This window comes from Blautia glucerasea (assembly GCF_013304385.1).
In the GTDB taxonomy this organism is placed as follows: Bacteria; Bacillota; Clostridia; order Lachnospirales; family Lachnospiraceae; genus Blautia_A; species Blautia_A ammoniilytica.
In genome coordinates, this window is the sequence record NZ_JAAITU010000008.1 from 70,202 (window position 1) to 87,429 (window position 17,228).

The 17,228-nt window shown below is 44.0% G+C and carries 15 protein-coding genes; all 15 read right to left on the reverse strand.

From position 1 onward, the window contains the following. Nucleotides 1-14: 14 nt before the first annotated feature. Nucleotides 15-707, reverse strand: coding sequence for a glycosyltransferase family 2 protein (locus G5B11_RS05280; RefSeq protein ID WP_288219173.1), 693 nt, complete (start codon nucleotides 705-707; stop codon nucleotides 15-17). Beyond that, nucleotides 701-1,915: a glycosyltransferase family protein gene (locus G5B11_RS05285; RefSeq protein WP_158420804.1), complete on the reverse strand. Its 1,215-nt coding sequence runs from the start codon at nucleotides 1,913-1,915 to the stop codon at nucleotides 701-703. The genes G5B11_RS05280 and G5B11_RS05285 overlap by 7 nt, the downstream gene beginning before the upstream one ends. Before the next feature lie 73 nt (nucleotides 1,916-1,988). After that, entirely contained in the window at nucleotides 1,989-3,671 is a 1,683-nt protein-coding gene (locus tag G5B11_RS05290) for an acyl-CoA dehydratase activase (protein ID WP_244092922.1), read from the reverse strand. Nucleotides 3,672-3,682: 11 nt separating this feature from the next. Further along, entirely contained in the window at nucleotides 3,683-4,951 is a 1,269-nt protein-coding gene (locus G5B11_RS05295) for a 2-hydroxyacyl-CoA dehydratase subunit D (RefSeq protein WP_173727104.1), read from the reverse strand. Nucleotides 4,952-5,025: 74 nt separating this feature from the next. Further along, on the reverse strand, nucleotides 5,026-6,978 hold the full coding sequence (locus tag G5B11_RS05300; protein WP_173727105.1) for an amylo-alpha-1,6-glucosidase: 1,953 nt from the start codon (nucleotides 6,976-6,978) through the stop codon (nucleotides 5,026-5,028). A 16-nt stretch (nucleotides 6,979-6,994) separates the two neighbouring features. Beyond that, complete coding sequence (locus tag G5B11_RS05305; RefSeq protein ID WP_158420807.1) at nucleotides 6,995-7,867, reverse strand: sugar ABC transporter permease; 873 nt, start codon at nucleotides 7,865-7,867, stop codon at nucleotides 6,995-6,997. Further along, the gene (locus tag G5B11_RS05310) at nucleotides 7,867-9,240 is read right to left on the reverse strand and encodes a carbohydrate ABC transporter permease (protein ID WP_158420808.1); all 1,374 of its coding nucleotides are present in this window, start codon (nucleotides 9,238-9,240) and stop codon (nucleotides 7,867-7,869) included. The genes G5B11_RS05305 and G5B11_RS05310 overlap by 1 nt, the downstream gene beginning before the upstream one ends. A gap of 89 nt (nucleotides 9,241-9,329) precedes the next feature. Then, nucleotides 9,330-10,586 (reverse strand): extracellular solute-binding protein, encoded by a 1,257-nt coding sequence (locus tag G5B11_RS05315; RefSeq protein ID WP_173727106.1) that lies wholly within the window; start codon nucleotides 10,584-10,586, stop codon nucleotides 9,330-9,332. Nucleotides 10,587-10,708: 122 nt separating this feature from the next. Beyond that, entirely contained in the window at nucleotides 10,709-11,593 is an 885-nt protein-coding gene (locus G5B11_RS05320) for a DMT family transporter (RefSeq protein ID WP_173727107.1), read from the reverse strand. Nucleotides 11,594-11,604: 11 nt separating this feature from the next. Beyond that, on the reverse strand, nucleotides 11,605-12,438 hold the full coding sequence (locus G5B11_RS05325; RefSeq protein WP_173727108.1) for a class II fructose-bisphosphate aldolase: 834 nt from the start codon (nucleotides 12,436-12,438) through the stop codon (nucleotides 11,605-11,607). A 73-nt stretch (nucleotides 12,439-12,511) separates the two neighbouring features. After that, nucleotides 12,512-13,351 (reverse strand): class II fructose-bisphosphate aldolase, encoded by an 840-nt coding sequence (locus G5B11_RS05330; protein WP_173727109.1) that lies wholly within the window; start codon nucleotides 13,349-13,351, stop codon nucleotides 12,512-12,514. Between the two features lie 34 nt (nucleotides 13,352-13,385). Then, nucleotides 13,386-14,375: a carbohydrate kinase family protein gene (locus tag G5B11_RS05335; protein ID WP_173727110.1), complete on the reverse strand. Its 990-nt coding sequence runs from the start codon at nucleotides 14,373-14,375 to the stop codon at nucleotides 13,386-13,388. Then, nucleotides 14,362-15,534, reverse strand: a complete 1,173-nt coding sequence (locus G5B11_RS05340) for an iron-containing alcohol dehydrogenase (RefSeq protein ID WP_173727111.1) — start codon at nucleotides 15,532-15,534, stop codon at nucleotides 14,362-14,364. Before G5B11_RS05340 ends, G5B11_RS05335 begins: the two co-directional genes overlap by 14 nt. A 5-nt stretch (nucleotides 15,535-15,539) precedes the next feature. After that, the gene (locus tag G5B11_RS05345; RefSeq protein ID WP_202188982.1) at nucleotides 15,540-16,376 is read right to left on the reverse strand and encodes a carbohydrate ABC transporter permease; all 837 of its coding nucleotides are present in this window, start codon (nucleotides 16,374-16,376) and stop codon (nucleotides 15,540-15,542) included. Between the two features lie 3 nt (nucleotides 16,377-16,379). After that, nucleotides 16,380-17,171, reverse strand: coding sequence for a carbohydrate ABC transporter permease (locus tag G5B11_RS05350; protein ID WP_173727112.1), 792 nt, complete (start codon nucleotides 17,169-17,171; stop codon nucleotides 16,380-16,382). Nucleotides 17,172-17,228: the final 57 nt, after the last annotated feature.

Below are 17,228 nucleotides of genomic sequence, written 5' to 3' on the forward strand. Positions count from 1 at the left end.
GGTCTACTCTCCTTTCACCTTTTCCGTACCCACTGGAACAGCAGGATAGAGAAAAGCATTTTCATCATATACCACACGGAATTTTTGAAATTCAGGTAGCTGACTCCTGCAATACGTTCAGACATGTGTACCTGCACCTCACGGATATCAACTCCACAGTTCAACAGGTATGCCAGGGTATCCGGCTCCGGGCTGTAATGCATGTTATAACCGAAATGCTTGATCATCTTCTTGTTGAACAGGCGCATGCCGGAGGTCACATCCCCGATATACTTGCCGCCTGTTGTCAGCCAGATGGCTGTTGTAATGATCTGGCTGCCGATCATACGTGAGTTGATGGGCTTACGCTCTGTCTTGAATCTGGAGCCGATCACGATATCACAGCCGGTCTGCTCCATCTCATCGATCATATCTGCAATATATGCGGGATCATGCTGTCCGTCTCCGTCCAGCTGTAGTACATAATCATAGCCGTAATAATTGGCATAGCGCATGCCGCTTTTCACAGCTCCGGAAAGCCCGGTATTAACCGGAAGATCCATGAAATTATAGCCTCTTCGGGCACAGATCTTACGTGTATCGTCGGTGGAGCCGTCATTGATCACCACATAATCATACTGGGGATAATTCCGGATCAGATTGTCCACCACTGTTTCTATACATCCTGCCTCATTGTAGGCAGGAATGATAATGAGTATTTTCATAATTCTCCTTGCTGCTTAGCCGTCTTCGTATGTCTGTATTTTTCTTCGATCTTAAGAAGCTCCCTGGCTCTCGCCTCAAAGGAATACTGCTCCCGGATCAGCGGCCACTGCTTTGCCACCTTCTCTTTGATCTCATCATAATGTGTCTCCAGCTGCATGATGCAATCATCAAACTCTTCTTTATTATTATAGTAAAGAACTGCGTCTGGAAAGATCTCCTTCAGTTCTTCACAATAATCTGAGATCACAGGCAGTCCGCAGGCCAGCGCATCAAAAATACGGTTATTTACAAACTGGTAATCCAGCATATCCTTCCAATGGTCATTCAAGGTAGCCTTTGCACTGCGGTACAGATCCGGGATCTGACTGTTCTCAATGGATGTATCCTGAACCATGCCCTTATTCTGTCCCAGCATAGCCTTCCAGCCGCTGCCCCAGATCTTAAGAGGAAGCTGATTCTGGGCAGACCAGATCACGCATCGTCTGGCAACGCCTCTGGAATTGCCTATAAAAATATAGTCTCCCTTAGCCTGTACTGCGCTCTGGTCATCTCCGGACTCCTCCGCCGGATAAAACAGCTCTGTATCTGTACACTGAAGAAGCGGCAGTACCGGCACTTTTACCTTTTCCTGCAAACATTTGGCATAGTAATTAGAGCTTACACATACTACGTCATATAATTCATATTCCTCCGGAGTGATCATCTCCGGATGGCTGATATTCCACATAATGTACAAACATCTGGCATTCCGCCTGTCAGGTCTGTAGAAATGACAGCCTCGAAGCACCAGTACCACATCTGCGTCTTCCTCGCAGCCCCAGTCCTCCCTGGTGTCTACCACTGTATACACGCCAAGTCTGTCCAGATAACGCTTCAGAGTCACTGCATATGCGTAATCTCCCCAGCGTACCTTTACCGGTCCTTCCGGCGCCGGGCACTTGATCACCCACAACGGCCTGCCTGCAGCTTCTGTGTGAAGCTGGGCATTACGCACCGGCCAGTCATCCCTGCGTCTGAACTCTTGCTCAATAAAAGCCTTCAGCTCTTCGATCGCTTTTGTCTGGGCAAGAGATGCTTTCTGAAGATCTCCGATCACCTTGCTCTGACGTTTATTTTCTTTTTCCATATCGCCAAGCTTCTTATCCAGGTAAGTCCTCGGCACCGGAACGATCCTTCTCAGCTTGTTCTTAATGGAAGCCCAAATCCCCATAATGTTACTCCTTTAACACTTTATAGGTCACATTATACCCAATCCGGCTCTTTAGTGCAATGCTTTTCACCTTTCAGGCCTGTGTCACCATATCCGCAGCAAAAAGTGCGGCTCCAAGTGCACCGCAAAGCTGTGCCTGTTCGCTGATCACAAGCTTTGTGCCCAGCCGTTCTTCCAGGGTTTTTACAAGGCCCTGATTTCTGGAAACACCGCCAGTCATCATATACTTTTCTTCTCCGCCTACCCGCTTTACAAGGGCTGCTGTCTTGGCAGCCACTGCCTTATTAAGACCATGGACTATATCATCTGTTTCTTTATTCTGGGCGATCAGGGAAACCACCTCTGATTCGGCAAAAACCGTACACATACTGGAAATAGTAATGTCTTCTTTATATTGGATGCCGCAATTTCCAAGCTGATCCAGGCTCATCTCCATAGTTCTGGCCATCATCTCAAGAAAACGGCCGGTTCCGGCAGCGCATTTATCATTCATAACAAAATTCACTACATTCCCCTGCTCATCCAGTCGGATCACCTTGCTGTCCTGTCCTCCGATATCCACCACAGTACGCACAGAAGGATCCAGGTAATGGGCTCCTCTTGCATGGCAGGTGATCTCTGTAATACTTTTATCTCCATCCTGGATGGCTGTCCGACCATATCCGGTAGTAACCAGGGCATCAATATCTTCTCTTGTAAGCCCAGCATCCTTCAGGGCCTCCTCCAGAGCACGTTCTGCACCAATGGCAGCCCCTGCGCCGGTAGGCAGGATAATCCCGGCTACGATTTGTCTGTTTTTATCCAGGATCACCACATCTGTACTGGTGGATCCGCTGTCAATGCCTGCAAAATAACCTTTTCCCATTTTCCGTTCCTGTCCTTTCCGTTCATCCTGCACCAGGCTTTCTGCAAATGCCTCCAGTCTGGTAAGAAGCTGTCCGCTGCTCTGTATAGTATAATCCGACTCGATCTTCAACAAAGGCACTGCTGCATGCTGCTTTAGTTCTGCATATTCAAAGCTGTAAAAATCACAGAATTTAACTGTATGGTATATGATTCCTTTCAGACCCGGATCCTGGTACAGCTGTTTCCGGCCTGTATGATCCATCATACGCATACATGGCATCTGACCCAGAAGTTCTCCTGCATACCAGTCCATCAGCTTATCAAAATCCTTCTCTTTGGGAGGCTTTGCCTCTCCTACAGAACGATTATTTACACAGGAATCGTTCTCTACCGGATATGGCATGGATTTCTGTACCATTTCATATAGTTCCTTGCCCATTCTGGCACCCATAACGCTTAAATGGGCTCCTTTTTCTTTCACCGGCGGTACAAATGCCTTTGCAAATGCTTCCCTGTGAAACATCTGCAGATAATCCTGTCCTTTATAGTCTGCATATGCCTTTGCCAGGCCTTTCAGCTGAAGGGCAGTCCTCTCCCGGCTGCAGCAGCCTTCCCCATGCAGCATGTCTACCATATAAAGGAAATCCAGCTTTCCCATGTCTTCCAGCACATCATAAACACTGCGGATGGTATCGCAGCAGTTCACAAGAACCAGCTCCTTCACCTGTCCTTCCATAACAGCTTCCAGCACAGCTTTCCCAAAGCCGCAGATATTAGGATGGACCATCTGCTCTGCAAGTTCAAAATTCCCCGGCATTCCATTCAGATTTTCGCAGCTGGCTCCCATTGCAGCCAGCAGTTCTATTGGTGTATATTTACACACATAATATATTTTGTTATTATTCATCATGTCCTCACCTATTATGCCTGAAGCATTTCCAGAAAAGCACCAAGTCTGGTTGCTGTCTGGCCTTCCCCTCCATGGCTTCTGTCACAACCGTCACCATCCAGGATCAATAACGGGATTCCCTGCTCCTCAAAATTCTTTTTTGCGATCCTGGACGCGCCCAGCGTGTGCTTGCATCCCCAGTGTCCAAACCATACAGCGCCATCTGCTCCCGCTTTTTTCGCATTTTTGATCCCATTTTCGATCCTGCGGGAAGCACTTCCGTTCAGTGCATGGTAAACCATCCTTGCAGCCATTGCTTCATAAGGCTTCCTGGGATCAAAATCGTATTCATCAAGATCAAAGGTATGTGCCAGCTCGCAGCCTACGATCTGGGCTTTTTCCTGAAACATCAATTCTTTTTTTACTGCATCAGACCAGAAAGGAATGGTATGCATCCAGTAGATCTTCTTTCCTTTTGCAGGGCTTGCCTGTGAAACATCCTTTAACAGCCGGGCGGTATATCCCTCTTCCTCTTTTGTCCCAAGAAGAATGTTGTTGGTCATGCCTTCATACAGGGGAGTCACCAGATCCGTAGGAATACACCTGTCTTTTCTAAGAGCCTGAAATCTGGATATGTTTTCCAGAGTGCGCCTGCTGATACAAAGCCGCTCCTTCAGGCTGTCTTCATCAATGGGATGGCCTGTACACTTTTCCAGGAAAACAGCCAGCTCCTCCAATTGTTCTGCCACATACTTTACATTGTCATGACTCTGCCCAAAGGGCACATCAATGGCAAAGACCGGAACCTGATACATATCTGCCAGATAACGGAAGGTAAGAAGGTTTGCATCACATACCAGATTGGTATAAACGATACACTTCGGCCTGGGAAGGATCCCCCGGTCTGCTGCCCCGATAAAGGTTTTATGGTAGCTGCAAAGGGTCTCGGAAATCCCCTGATCCTCTGCCTGCTGAAGGCAGGCACGCTCTGCTGCAGAGGCTGTAAGGTAGCAGGAAAAAGCTTCCACATTGTATGGGCTAAGTCCCACCTCATGAAGCAGCTCACAGGGTGTGAAAATGCTGACCACAGAACATTTTTCCGGTCTTTTTAAGGGTGCCAGCATGGTGTTCATCATCAGGTGTGCCAGATATCTGTGCGCAGGGATCAGCCTTTTATCCGGTGCAAAACGAAATTTCAGATTCTGGGCAGACCAGCCGGTTTTCAAAAGCCATCTGGCCTTTGCAGGATCCTCATTTCCAAATTTCTCTATATATTTTCCGTATGTCTCAATAATCTGCATCTTAATCTAGTCTCCAATAATCAATCTTGTCGCCAAAAAGAGGACTATTTTGGCAAATAGTCCTCCTTCGGCATTTATTCTTCTATCAATTTATAAACTCTCACAATCTCGCCAACGCTCCAGGCCTGTGCGTAACAGCCTCTGGATGCCACCGGCTTATCCCCGTCATAAATCTCTGCCAGATGAAACAGGCAGCCTTCTGTAAGCCATCCTTCCAAAAGAGTCAGATCCTGCCGGATCTCTTCTTTTGCCGTCTCCTGGTCTTCTGCACAGGCAAGCACAGCCCTGTAATACGCTCCTAATGGGAAGGTCCACACCGTTCCCTGATGGTAGGCTCTGTCCCGCTCCGGCTGACTGCCGCCATATACCGGATGAAATGCTGGATCTGCCGGATCCAGGGTACGAAGACCAACCGGCGTATACAGTCTTTCCCGTACAGCCGCAAGCAGTCGTCTGCCTTGCTCTTTGGAAAGCATAGTATAATGCATGGATAAGGCAAATACCTGATTGCAGCGGAACTGTTCTTCCTCTGCTGTGCCATTTACCACATCCTTCAGCCAGCCCTTGTCTTCCATCCAGAAGTTCTCCAGAAAGCTTTTCTTTACTGTGCTGGCCAGCTTCTGATAATCCCTGGCCTCCTGCCCTACAAGCGGTGACAACTCCTCCAGGATCTTCAGTGCATTATACCAGTATGCATTGATCTCCACCGCCTTACCGTGGCGCGGCGTAGGAAGCTCATCATTAATCCGTACATCCATCCAGGTCAGCTGCTCTTTGCCCGCACCGGCCATAACTAGGCAGTCCCAGTCCATATGGATATGATAATCTGTGCCTCTGCAATACCAGTATACGATATCTGCCATCACAGGATAGGCTTCTTTAAGAAATTCCTCATCATTGGTGGCTTTATAATATTCATACACACCATTGATAAATAAAAGCGGTGCATCTACCGTATTATAAAAGGGATCTTTATCGCCTTCAGGAAACAGGTTGGGCATCAGCCCCTTCCTGCAATACATCATAAAGGTTTTCAGGATGCTTTTGCACTCCTCATACAGTCCAAGTGCCAGTGTGCACCCTGGCAGTGCGATCATGGTATCTCTTCCCCAGTCCTCAAAATATGGGAAACCTGCCAGGATCGTCTTGCCGTCTGTGGACTCTCTGTGTGCCAGGTACTGAAAAGCACTTGCTGCAAGCGCCTGACCTGCAGTGCTTTTCAGGCCACTGTGCCGAATCAGTGCCTGTCTGTCCTCCTTAGCGTGCCGGATCCATCCGGAAATAGTATTTGCGTCGCATTCATCCACTCTCCGGTCCAGACTGTAGATCAGATAAAACTCCCTGGAATAATCGTCCATCTTAAAACAGATCTCATGATTCTGCAGGGCTGTCCCTACCGAATCACGACCATCTCTGGCATCCTGATCATAGTACAGATCCTGAGAAAATGCAATTTCTTTTTTTACAAGGGTACCATTATGCTTCTGATGAAGCACCAGGCCATTCCCTGCAATATAATTCTCTTCTACTGTAAATACCTGGTCTTTTGCAGGATTTTTACCTTTTGAAACAAAGGCCAGAAGCGGAGACACATGAAGAATCACTTCTTTTGCTATTTTCTGGGAAAGCTGATACCTGAGGGCAATGGTATTCTCCCCCTGAAGCATAAACAGCTCCTTTTTTACAGATACGTCTCCCACCTGATAATGCCAGGTAGGAAGCATCTCCATCTCAAAGGCTTCCAGATAACGAAAGCCCTCCTGATTCTTTGTCCGGTTTACATATTCCTGGGAGAAAAGCCCGGTATTTTTCCCCTGGATCTCCAGATATTCCTCTACATTGGAGATCAGACGTGCCCGCTTATTAGGCGCCTTCTCTGCTGCCATAAACAGTGCATGGTCATTCCTTGCTGTATCTCCGATCACAGTCAGGGAAGAATAACCACCCAGTCCATTAGTCAAAAGAAAACATCGTTCCTGGCCTCTTCTGAAATCCTGCCAGTGAAACCTGCACAGACTTACTTTCATAGCTTACCTCATCAGATCAGCCTTTAACAGCTCCTGAAAGTCCATCCGAATAATACCTTTGCATGAATACAAACAGGATCGCGATCGGAATGGAGATGCATACTGCACCTGCTGCAAAGCTAGTGTACCATTTATCAATATACTCTTTCTCAAGCATCTTCCACAAACCAACGGATACTGTGTAGTATTTGGCATTTGCACGGCAGATTACCTTTGCAAAGATGAAATCCAGCCATGGATTCAGGAAAGAAGTAAGAACCGTATATACAATAATCGGTTTACTTAATGGTATGGTTACTTTTGTAAATACCTGGAATCTGGTAGCGCCATCAAGGTATGCCGCCTCATCCAGTGCCTTGGGAATGGTATCAAAGAATCCCTTGGCGATCAGAAATTCTATACCTGCGCCACCACTGTATACCAGGATCAGTGCCACACGGATCATGGCGCCGTCTGTCAGGTTCAGAACTTTCAGAATATAATATACGGCAACCATGGACATGAATGCAGGGAACAATTTCAGGATCATTGCCACATTCATATATGGTTTACGCATTTTGAAACGAAGTCTTGAAGTACAGTATGCCATGGAAAGTACAAAGAAAGTGGAAATCAGGCATACGAAGCAGGCAATAATAAATGTGTTTTTAAACATCTGTGGGAAATCAAGGTTCTGTGTATCCGTAAACAGCCTCGCATAGTTGTGAAGGGTATATCCTTTCGGGAAAAATGTGGTAACATAGGATCCCTTCTGAGAGCTGAAGCTAAGCAGTACGATCCACAGGATCGGGATAACCCAGATCACCGCCAGGACAGCCAGCAATACATGTACGATCGTATCGGAAATAGTCCCTTTTCTCCGCATAGATCCTGTCTTTTTTTCGTTCATTATTGGAATCCCTCCTCATTCTTGTAAGAACCGCTGTTTCTGTATGTAACAAGTGATACGATAACCAGAATCACGAATGTAAGGATACCTACAACTGCGCCTACATTGAAATACTGCTGATCAACGGTCAACTTGTACAGCCATGTTACCAGAAGATCGGTCTTACCTGCTGTATAGCCTACCGGAACCGGTTCGCCCTTGGTCAGAAGGAAGATCACGTTAAAGTTGTTGATGTTTCCGGTAAAGGTTGTAATAAGGTATGGGGTTGTAACAAACAGCATGTATGGAAGGGTGATCTTAAAGAAGATGGTAACGGAATTGGCTCCATCCACTTTTGCAGCCTCATACAGGTCATTTGGAATATTCTGAAGGATACCAGTTACCTGCATCATGGTAAATGGAATACCGATCCACAGGTTGACAATAATAACCGTCACTCTTGCCCATGTAGGATCAGACAGAAACGGCAGTGGGCTGTTGATGATCCCTGCATTCTGCAGCATAACATTGATCAGGCCACTCTCTCTTAACATACTTCTCATAAGAAGTAAGGATACGAACTGGGGAACTGCTGCGGAAAGCATGAAGCAGAATCTCCAGAAGCCTTTGATCCTTGTAGTTCTTCTGTTGATAATGATTGCCAGCAGCATTCCAAGGATATAGTTCAAGAATGTTGCGAACACTGCCCATACCAGAGTCCATCCAAGCACTGACCAGAAGGTCTTGCCAATGGTGTTCCCCATGCCAAGCACGGTAGCAAAATTCTTCAGCCCTACCCAGTTAAACAGGGTCAGATGGTCTCCTACCTTACTGTAGCTGGTAAAAGCCATACAAATCATAAATACAAGAGGCAGGATAGTAAATACAAGAATGCCGGTAATCGGCGGTGTAAGAAGTGTCCAGTGCAGCTTCTGATCAAACAGTTTTTTGAAATCCTCACGGAAGCTGTTCACATGTTTGCCTTCTTTTGTGCGGCACTCTGCCTCATAGGCGCTCTTCATATTTGCCCGCCAGGTCACGATGAACAGACCGGTCAAAAACACGGTAGCAACGCCATAAAGGAGAAACAGGAGCGTCATGTCTCCTGCTGTGTATTCGTAGATACCTTTTGCTTCATTCCACACCTCTTCCTGTGCATTTCCGCCCAGTGTAATGAAGTGTTCCAGATTTGTGATACCGCTTGTCACCATGAACCAGATATATGCTGCTTCCATGGCAAGGAACAGCAGTCCCTTAATCACCTGTTTATGAGCAATGTTCCCGAATCCCATAATGATCATGGAAAGCTTTGTGGCTGCATTTCCTTTGGTAATGGCCTTACTCACCTTGTAAGGTTCATCAAATTGTTTTGCTTTCTTTTTCCAGATTGCCATACTTTTCCCTCTTCTTTTTTCATCACTAAGGGCATTGCCTCAATATCTATGTGGCAATGCCCTCAGGTCATTTCAGTTTAAAAGTTTAATTATTCAACTGCGGAGGAGTTCATGCTTGTGTTGAAATTCTCTGTCATTTCAGCAGCATTGTCATGAGTAACTTCTCCGTTTACAAGGGATTTACCAAAGTTCTCTGCCGGTGTCCAGTAGTTATTCATAGCTGTTACGAATGGCTGAATAATAGATGTTGTATTGAATGTATCATTCTGTGCTGTTACAAGAGCGTCGCTGCTGATTGCTTCGTCTGCAAGGAGCTCTGTGTTGCAAGGAATCACACTTCTCATCTCATAGTGAGCTTTCTGTGCATCTGCGCTTCCAAGGTAGCTTGCAAGAGCTACAGCAACCTGTGGGTATTCGCAGTTCGGGTTTACACCGATTGCTTTGGATCCTGCAAAGGATTTCAGCTGTTTCTCTTCTCCGTTGATAGTAACGGTTGGAAGAGCTGCTACGCCAAAGTTGTCGCCAAGTGCTTCTTTTACTGCTGCTGCATCCCAGGATCCTGAGAAAACTGCATTGATAGAACCATCACGAAGACCGGAAAGGCCAGATCCATCAGCATCGTTTGTGAAATTTGGATTAGCAACAAGGTCTACCAGATAATCTGTAACCTGTGTTCCTTTATCGCCGGAGAAGTCAACACCAGCTGCTTCATCTGTTCCGTCCTCACCAAACAGTGTACATCCGTTTGCTACATAGAAGGAAGCAATGTACCAGGAATCTGTAAGTTTGAAGGAAACCTTTCCTTTTTCAAGCATTGTATCAAGGCTCTTCACATCATCATCGCTGAATACGGATTTGTCATAGTACATAAACCATGTATTTGTTGTGAAAGGAACACCATATACTGCACCGTCAATGGATACAGAATCAACGATCTCCTGTGAGTTTGTCTCTTTAATAGCTGCCTCTGTGTCACCACCAAGTCTGGAAATTGCGTTAGAAGAAACCAGATCCGGCAGATTGTCATTTGCAAACATATAAACATCTGCAGCGCCTTCAACGTCCTGTGTTACGGTGGCTTTTGCTTCGCCTTCCGGGCAAACGCCATACTCAAAGGTCAGATCCCAGTTCGGATGAGCTTCGTTGAACTGATCGCACATTGTCTGAAGCCACTGTCCGTTCTCCTCTGCCTGATCCTCTGAAGGTCCCCATACAGTAAGGGTGGCTGTGATCGCTTCCTCATCGGAATTTGCCTCTTCTGCAACTACCATATTCAGGCTTCCTGTTGTCATCATTCCTACTGTCATAGCAGCAGTCAGCATAACTGATACAACTTTTTTCTTCATACTTAAATATCCTCCTTATTATCTTACATATCCATGTCTGGATTGCTTCCTTTGATGGTGTTATTATAACAAGAAGAAACTTTGTGTGAATATATGAAAAATCCAAGAATCATATAAATATTTTAGGTTTCTAAATCGCCAGAGTGATTCCAGTCACTAAAAATTATCAGTAAAATCGCCATTAGAATCAATGCAATGCCCAATCCCTGAATCTTACTTACAGTCTCGCCCAATACCAGCCAACCTGTCAGCAATGCGATTACCGGTTCTGTTGTCGAAAGAACGGATGGAAGAAAAGCTCCTAAACCACGGATTCCGATCAGTACCAAAGTACCACTAACCACTCTGCAAAGAATGGTACAGATTAAAATTGAGTTCCAACCCTCCCAGCCTGTGATTACCATTGGCACCTTCATTAAAATTCCTGCGCTTCCAGTAAATACTGCAACAACGATAGTTTTATATAATCCTACAGTATATACATTTTCCTCTGACAATCCGGTTTTATCCAGATAAACCGCATGGACAGTATAACTAAGTCCTGAAAGAACCGCTAACACAAAGCCTTGCCAACCGCCAGAAAGATCCCCGCCATAAAGAAGCGCCAGACCGATCAGATATACAGCCAATGCCCATACCTTCATTTTTCCGAACCGATCGCCAAACAGGAAATGCATAGCCAATGCCACTGTTACTGGATAAATAAAGTTCAACATTGTTGCTACTCCAACTGGAATGTAGGCATAAGAAAGATACAGAAGCAGAAATGTTCCCATATCTGCAAGTCCTGCTATCGCACACTGGCCAATCTTTTTTTTAGGAAATATCAGCGGGTATTTACATACTAAAATAATAATCAGATATACCGGTACTGACAGAGCTGCCATATAAAATGTAACATTAAATCCATTTGCCCCGTAATAATACGCATTCTTGATAAGTGCCGGCATGATCCCATATAAAGCAGCTGCAATCAGTACAAAACAGCATTCTCTGATTTTCTTCATATTAGAATTGATCAGTCATCCCAGACCATATGCATCAGGCCTTCAAGATAATCTGTAACTTTTTCATAATACAGTGGGGCAAGCTCATATGTGAATTTATTCTGATCTCGGGTTTTCAGTGTTTCAAGCATTGCTTCCGCAAAGCGTCCATCATACTCTGTACCAAAATTTGTTTTATTGATACCAAGCTTAATAGCCTGACGCACCTGTTCCCGGGGAATTCCAGAGCCTCCATGAAGCACTAACGGTACATCTGTTACACGATTGATCTCTTTCAAAAGCTCCAGATCCAATGATGGTTCAGATTTATAAATTCCATGAGCACTTCCGATATGTACTGCAAGACTGTCTACACCTGTTTGTTTTATAAACTCTACAACCTCATCCGGTTTTGCAAACAGAGAAGAGTCCTTATAATCAGCTTCATTGCACGCCTCTCCTACGTGTCCTAGTTCTGCTTCTACATCTACCCCAAACAAATGAGCTGTACGCACTACTTCTTTTGTTAATCTTACATTTTCTTCAAACGGTAGATCTGAATGATCAATCATAATAGACGGAAATCCAGCCTTAATACAATCCATCGCCACCTCATAGCTTGGACCATGATCCAAAATGTAACTGATATCTGTGGTTGCACGATTAGCAAGATCTGTGGCAATCGCACTGAATGCTGTTGCAGACATTCCACCAGGATAATACATCAGAATTGCTGGACAACCTACTTTTTCAGCTGCTCTTACTACACATTCCATTTCCTCAAACATACCGCAATCTAAAGCAACAACTGCTTTCTTTTTCTCATCAGCCATTCTAAGAAGCTGATTTACACTCTTTAATCCCATTTTGTTCACCAAATTCCTTTCTTTTTTTGTTATTGTATTTTTGTTATTGTATTTTTTGTTATTGTATTTTTTATTATTCTCCTGCTACATTACTTATACACATTTTCAGGTAAGCTTTTACCTGCTCTTTCATATTCATGAGTAAAGCAAAATAGCTTTCGCCACAATCTGTCATTTTAATAGCCAACTCTGCTGCTCGATAAAACTGCGTATCAAACGGACAGCCATTATCTATTTTTGCGACTCCATAACTCAGTGATTTTTGCAACTGTTCCACAGACAGATTATAAGAACGATGAATTACAAGTGGCATTTTCAGCTTATCATTAATCTCACCAAGCATCTCAAAATCAATATAATCAATATTTGTTTCATACCAGTGACGTATTTCAGTAAAATGCAGATTATTGCCCTTATTGCCATATACTACCGGCGCAATCATCCCATCAATTCCTGTTTCTTCACCAAACAGAATCGCTTCCTCTACCGTAATTTCTCCATATTCTCCCGGGTTGGCCACTACATCCACACCCTTTGCATGCGCTAGCTCCACAATCTGTTTCGTTTCACAGATTCTCTCTTTCAAATCCTCCTTTCCAGAGTTAAAGCATATGGATGGAAAGCCTACATCCATTGCTTCTTTTACCAGTTCTGCCGTATCAGGATATACATATGTAAGTCCTACGGGTACAGATGCTTTTTTTGCCAACGGTTTTGCCATTTGCATAAATTCCCTTGCTTCTGTATAAAAAGTCATATCATAATACAGCATCAGGATCACTGGTCTTTTTTCTTCTTCTGCCGTCTCAATACTCCATGCAATCTGTTCGTAGTTCACACATTCAAAACACATGACCGCTTTATGTTCGCTATACGCTTCCTGCATGATTTCACTGACTTTGCTCAGCGCCATACTCCATTCTCCCTTCTTTTCTTATTGAGTGATACTAATTTTTGTTCATCAGTATAGCTAATCCCTGCTGGTATCGCTTTTCTCTCATATTAAAATCACTTTCTCTCACCTGTCCAGTTTTCAAAAAATGCAATGTTGTTTCCAAATCCGGGATTCCAGCTCTACCTCCCAGCCTCATGCACTTAATGGCGGAAACTGCACTTGCAAAGCGCGCACATTCCTCAGGTGTTTTCCCATCCAGCAGTGCCTTAATGAATGCCCCATGGAATACATCCCCAGCTCCCGTGGTATCAACCACTTTTCCGAGATGGAATGCCTCCAGCTTAAAGAAACCATCCTTACTAATACCGATACATCCTTTTTCTCCAAGTGTAAAGACTACTATCTCTGGTCCCCGTGCCATTACTTTTTTCAAATTTTCCTCAGGCTTCCCCTCAGGAAATTTTTTACAGTAATATTTCTCACTGGCAATAAACACATCAATCAATGACAGATTTTCTTCTGTTTTTTCGCTATAATGATCCGCATCAATTACAACCTTTACACCATAATCTCTGGCAATTTTTGCAGCCTTAACATTGATTTCGTTCATTTCCATGCAGAGATGTAAATAATCTGCCTGTCCAATATATTCCGGGTCCAAATCCTGAGCTGTCATTCTCCGACAATTTCCCCATCTGGTAATAAAACTTCTTCCCTGGGTACTTTTTTCTGCTACACTAATACAGAAATCTGTTCTTGTTCCCGGATCCATGATAATATGGCTGATATCAACTCCATGTTTTTCAAGATCAGCTTTACAAAATTCTCCATAAACATCATCTCCCGAAATGCCAATCAGGCCTCCGGATGCCCCAAGTCGACCCAAAGCTGCCAGCGCCGTAGGAACCATTCCTCCACCTTGCCAGCTTTCGTTATAAATATCCGCTTCTCCATTAGTTTCCGGGATATGATCAACCTCAATCACATAATCCAAGCAAGGATAATCAATACCTACCACCTGGACTTTTTTATTCTGCTGCAAGCTCATAAATTTTCTGTCTGTCCTCCTGGTTCATTTCAAAGAAAAATCCTGGTATCTGCGTCCATCCATCAAAATCTCCATCTGCCAGCATTGCTGGAGCTGTCTTTGGATCAAATCCAAGCTCTTTTAAACGTACAGGAGCACCAAGCTTCTTAAAAAATTCTTCCGTTGCCTGTATTCCAGCAAATGCCGCCTCATCTTCTGATAAATTATCCGTATTAATTCCCCATACATTTTTTGCATAACGCACATAGCGATCCATCTTGGATTTATATGTATATTTCATCCACGCCGGAATCACTACAGACAGCGTTGCACCATGGGTATAATCTGCCCCCATTCTTTCTCCCAATGCATGAGGGGTAGTATCTGCCATACGACCGACATGGAAAAACCCACTATTTGCAAGAGTTCCACACCACATAAGCTGCGCTCGGGCATTGTAGTCATCTGGATGTTCTATTGCAACAGGTGCAAATTTAACAACTGTGCGGATCAATCCTTCAATAAATTCATCTGTAAGGTCCACGTCTGCTGTATTCGTAAAATATGGCTCCATAATATGTGCCAGAATATCGCTGGATCCGCAAGCTGTATGCCATTTTGGCACGCTGCATGTAAGGGCAGGATCCATAATCGCAAATTTAGGTCGAATCAGCTCGTTGCAAATACCAGCCTTCTCGCCATTTTCAATCGTAATAACCGCACAATTACTTCCCTCGCTACCGGTAGCAGCCAATGTAAGTACAGCTCCCACCGAAAGACTTTTTTCAGGTTCTGCTACACCTGTCAGGAAATCCTCAACGTCGCCATCATATAATGCACCACACGCAATTGCTTTTCCAGTATCCAATACACTGCCTCCACCAACTGCCAGGACAAAATCAATTCCTTCTTCTCTGACGATTCTGCATCCCGCCTTTACCAATGATACTGCCGGGTTAGGCTGCACTCCAGACAACCGCACCGTCTGGATCCCTTCTTTTTTCAGCGAATCCTCAATAATTTTAAGAAGACCATTTTTTTCAATTCTGGTCGACCCATACACAAGAAGAACTTTTTTAGCCTTCGTATAAGCTGCAGTCAATTCTCCTACCTGCACTTCTGTATTTTTCCCAAATACGAAATTTGTAGGTGAACAATATTCAAAATTCAACATATTCATCATCCTTTCACTGACGAGGATGTAAGTCCCTCAATCATATTTTTGTTAAATGCAATAAATAACAACAAAATCGGTAGTGTACTAAGGCTTAGGCCTAAAATCTGCGCTGCTGTATCATTGGAATATGCACCTGACATCTGTCGGATTCCAAGTGGAATTGTATAAAGCTCGTTTTTATTTATTAGTACCAAAGGATACAAAAAATCATTCCATGACCACAGGAAAGCCAAGAGAAGCAAGGTGATACATGCAGGCCTGATAAAAGGCATCACAATTTTCCAAAATATTTCAAACTCCCCGGCACCATCAATCCTGGCACTTTCAATTACCTCATATGGAACAGCTCCGTCTGTAAACGAACGAATCCAGAAAACACCAAAAGCACTAGCTGCAAATGGCAGGATTAAAGGAAGCAGTGTATCTGTCATACCCATTTTTCTCATCTGAAGCACATATGCTACAATTCCCAGCTGAGAGGGCACCATCATTGTGATCAATATAAAATTTGATACAAGATTTCTTCCCTTGAATCTAAACTTAGATAATGCATATCCGGCAAGAGAGCTTACCAGCACACAAGCCAGTGATGAGCAGATCGCAACTACAAGGGAGTTTCGGTAAAATGTAAATATTGGTGTAGCAAGCACACGCTTTAGATTTTCCATCAGATAATTTCCCGGTAAAAGTTTTACAGAGCTGTATAGATCTGATGTTTTATAAGTTCCCATCATCAACATAGAATAAAAAGGGAACAGCGCAACCGCTGAAATCAGCAGCATAACGATCAGCATTGGTACTCTGCCCTTATGGATGCTTCCTGTTTTCTTTTTTTCCATTTCCTACTCCTCCTTTCCCGTAATTTTTCCTACAACAAAAGATACAAGTGAAATAACAATAAATGTTGCTACCGCAATGGCTGCTGCGTATCCGTACCTTGGAACATTACTAAACGCAGTGTCATACATTAGCCATATTGGTGTCAGTACAGAATTCTGTGGTCCTCCTACCTTTACGCCACCATTTGTAGTAGAAAACAGCATTACCAGCTCATCAAATAACTGGAAGGTATTGATTGTTGTAGTCAACCCAACAAATTTCATAACTGGTTTCAACAACGGAAGTGTGATCTTGAACATTTTCTGCACAGGAGTAATCCCGTCTAAATCTGCCGCTTCATAAATTGATGTATCAATATTTGTGATTCCAGCTATAAAGAACAAGCTGGTATATCCACAATATTTCCATAAAACGATCAGAATCGTCATGATTCTGGCCGGGACACCTTGTCCAGTCCAAAAGATCGGCTTTTTAAGCATCCCCAGAGACATCAAAACTCTATTAATAATTCCTGTTTGTCTCCCAAAAAACTGTCCAAAAATAACGCCTGCAGCAGCCGGGATCAGTAAATAGGGCAGAAAATTAATCACTCGAAATACATTTTTCCCCACCATCTTTTTATTTGTAAGCATGCTTGCGATTATCAATCCAAGCAATATTTCCACTGGCACAATTACAATCACAAACAAAAAAATGTTGGTAAGAGATGTTAGAAATCTTTTGTCTGTGAAAAGTGTTAGAAAATTTTTTAAACCCACAAAATTTATATCCGCCCCAATGGTCCAGTCTGTCATGCTGATTCCTACGGTAGCGATCAGGGGAAATGCCGAAAATGTAAGATAAATAATAAA

What these genes read in the sequence shown, in the direction of transcription:
- G5B11_RS05290 (WP_244092922.1), bottom strand. Translation starts at nt 3,671, where the DNA reads ATGATGAATAATAACAAAATATATTATGTGTGTAAATATACACCAATA.
- G5B11_RS05325 (WP_173727108.1), bottom strand. Translation starts at nt 12,438, where the DNA reads ATGGGATTAAAGAGTGTAAATCAGCTTCTTAGAATGGCTGATGAGAAA.
- G5B11_RS05305 (WP_158420807.1), bottom strand. Translation starts at nt 7,867, where the DNA reads ATGAACGAAAAAAAGACAGGATCTATGCGGAGAAAAGGGACTATTTCC.
- G5B11_RS05345 (WP_202188982.1), bottom strand. Translation starts at nt 16,376, where the DNA reads ATGGAAAAAAAGAAAACAGGAAGCATCCATAAGGGCAGAGTACCAATG.
- G5B11_RS05300 (WP_173727105.1), bottom strand. Translation starts at nt 6,978, where the DNA reads ATGAAAGTAAGTCTGTGCAGGTTTCACTGGCAGGATTTCAGAAGAGGC.
- G5B11_RS05350 (WP_173727112.1), bottom strand. Translation starts at nt 17,171, where the DNA reads ATGACAGACTGGACCATTGGGGCGGATATAAATTTTGTGGGTTTAAAA.
- G5B11_RS05315 (WP_173727106.1), bottom strand. Translation starts at nt 10,586, where the DNA reads ATGAAGAAAAAAGTTGTATCAGTTATGCTGACTGCTGCTATGACAGTA.
- G5B11_RS05295 (WP_173727104.1), bottom strand. Translation starts at nt 4,951, where the DNA reads ATGCAGATTATTGAGACATACGGAAAATATATAGAGAAATTTGGAAAT.
- G5B11_RS05330 (WP_173727109.1), bottom strand. Translation starts at nt 13,351, where the DNA reads ATGGCGCTGAGCAAAGTCAGTGAAATCATGCAGGAAGCGTATAGCGAA.
- G5B11_RS05310 (WP_158420808.1), bottom strand. Translation starts at nt 9,240, where the DNA reads ATGGCAATCTGGAAAAAGAAAGCAAAACAATTTGATGAACCTTACAAG.
- G5B11_RS05320 (WP_173727107.1), bottom strand. Translation starts at nt 11,593, where the DNA reads ATGAAGAAAATCAGAGAATGCTGTTTTGTACTGATTGCAGCTGCTTTA.
- G5B11_RS05340 (WP_173727111.1), bottom strand. Translation starts at nt 15,534, where the DNA reads ATGTTGAATTTTGAATATTGTTCACCTACAAATTTCGTATTTGGGAAA.
- G5B11_RS05285 (WP_158420804.1), bottom strand. Translation starts at nt 1,915, where the DNA reads ATGGGGATTTGGGCTTCCATTAAGAACAAGCTGAGAAGGATCGTTCCG.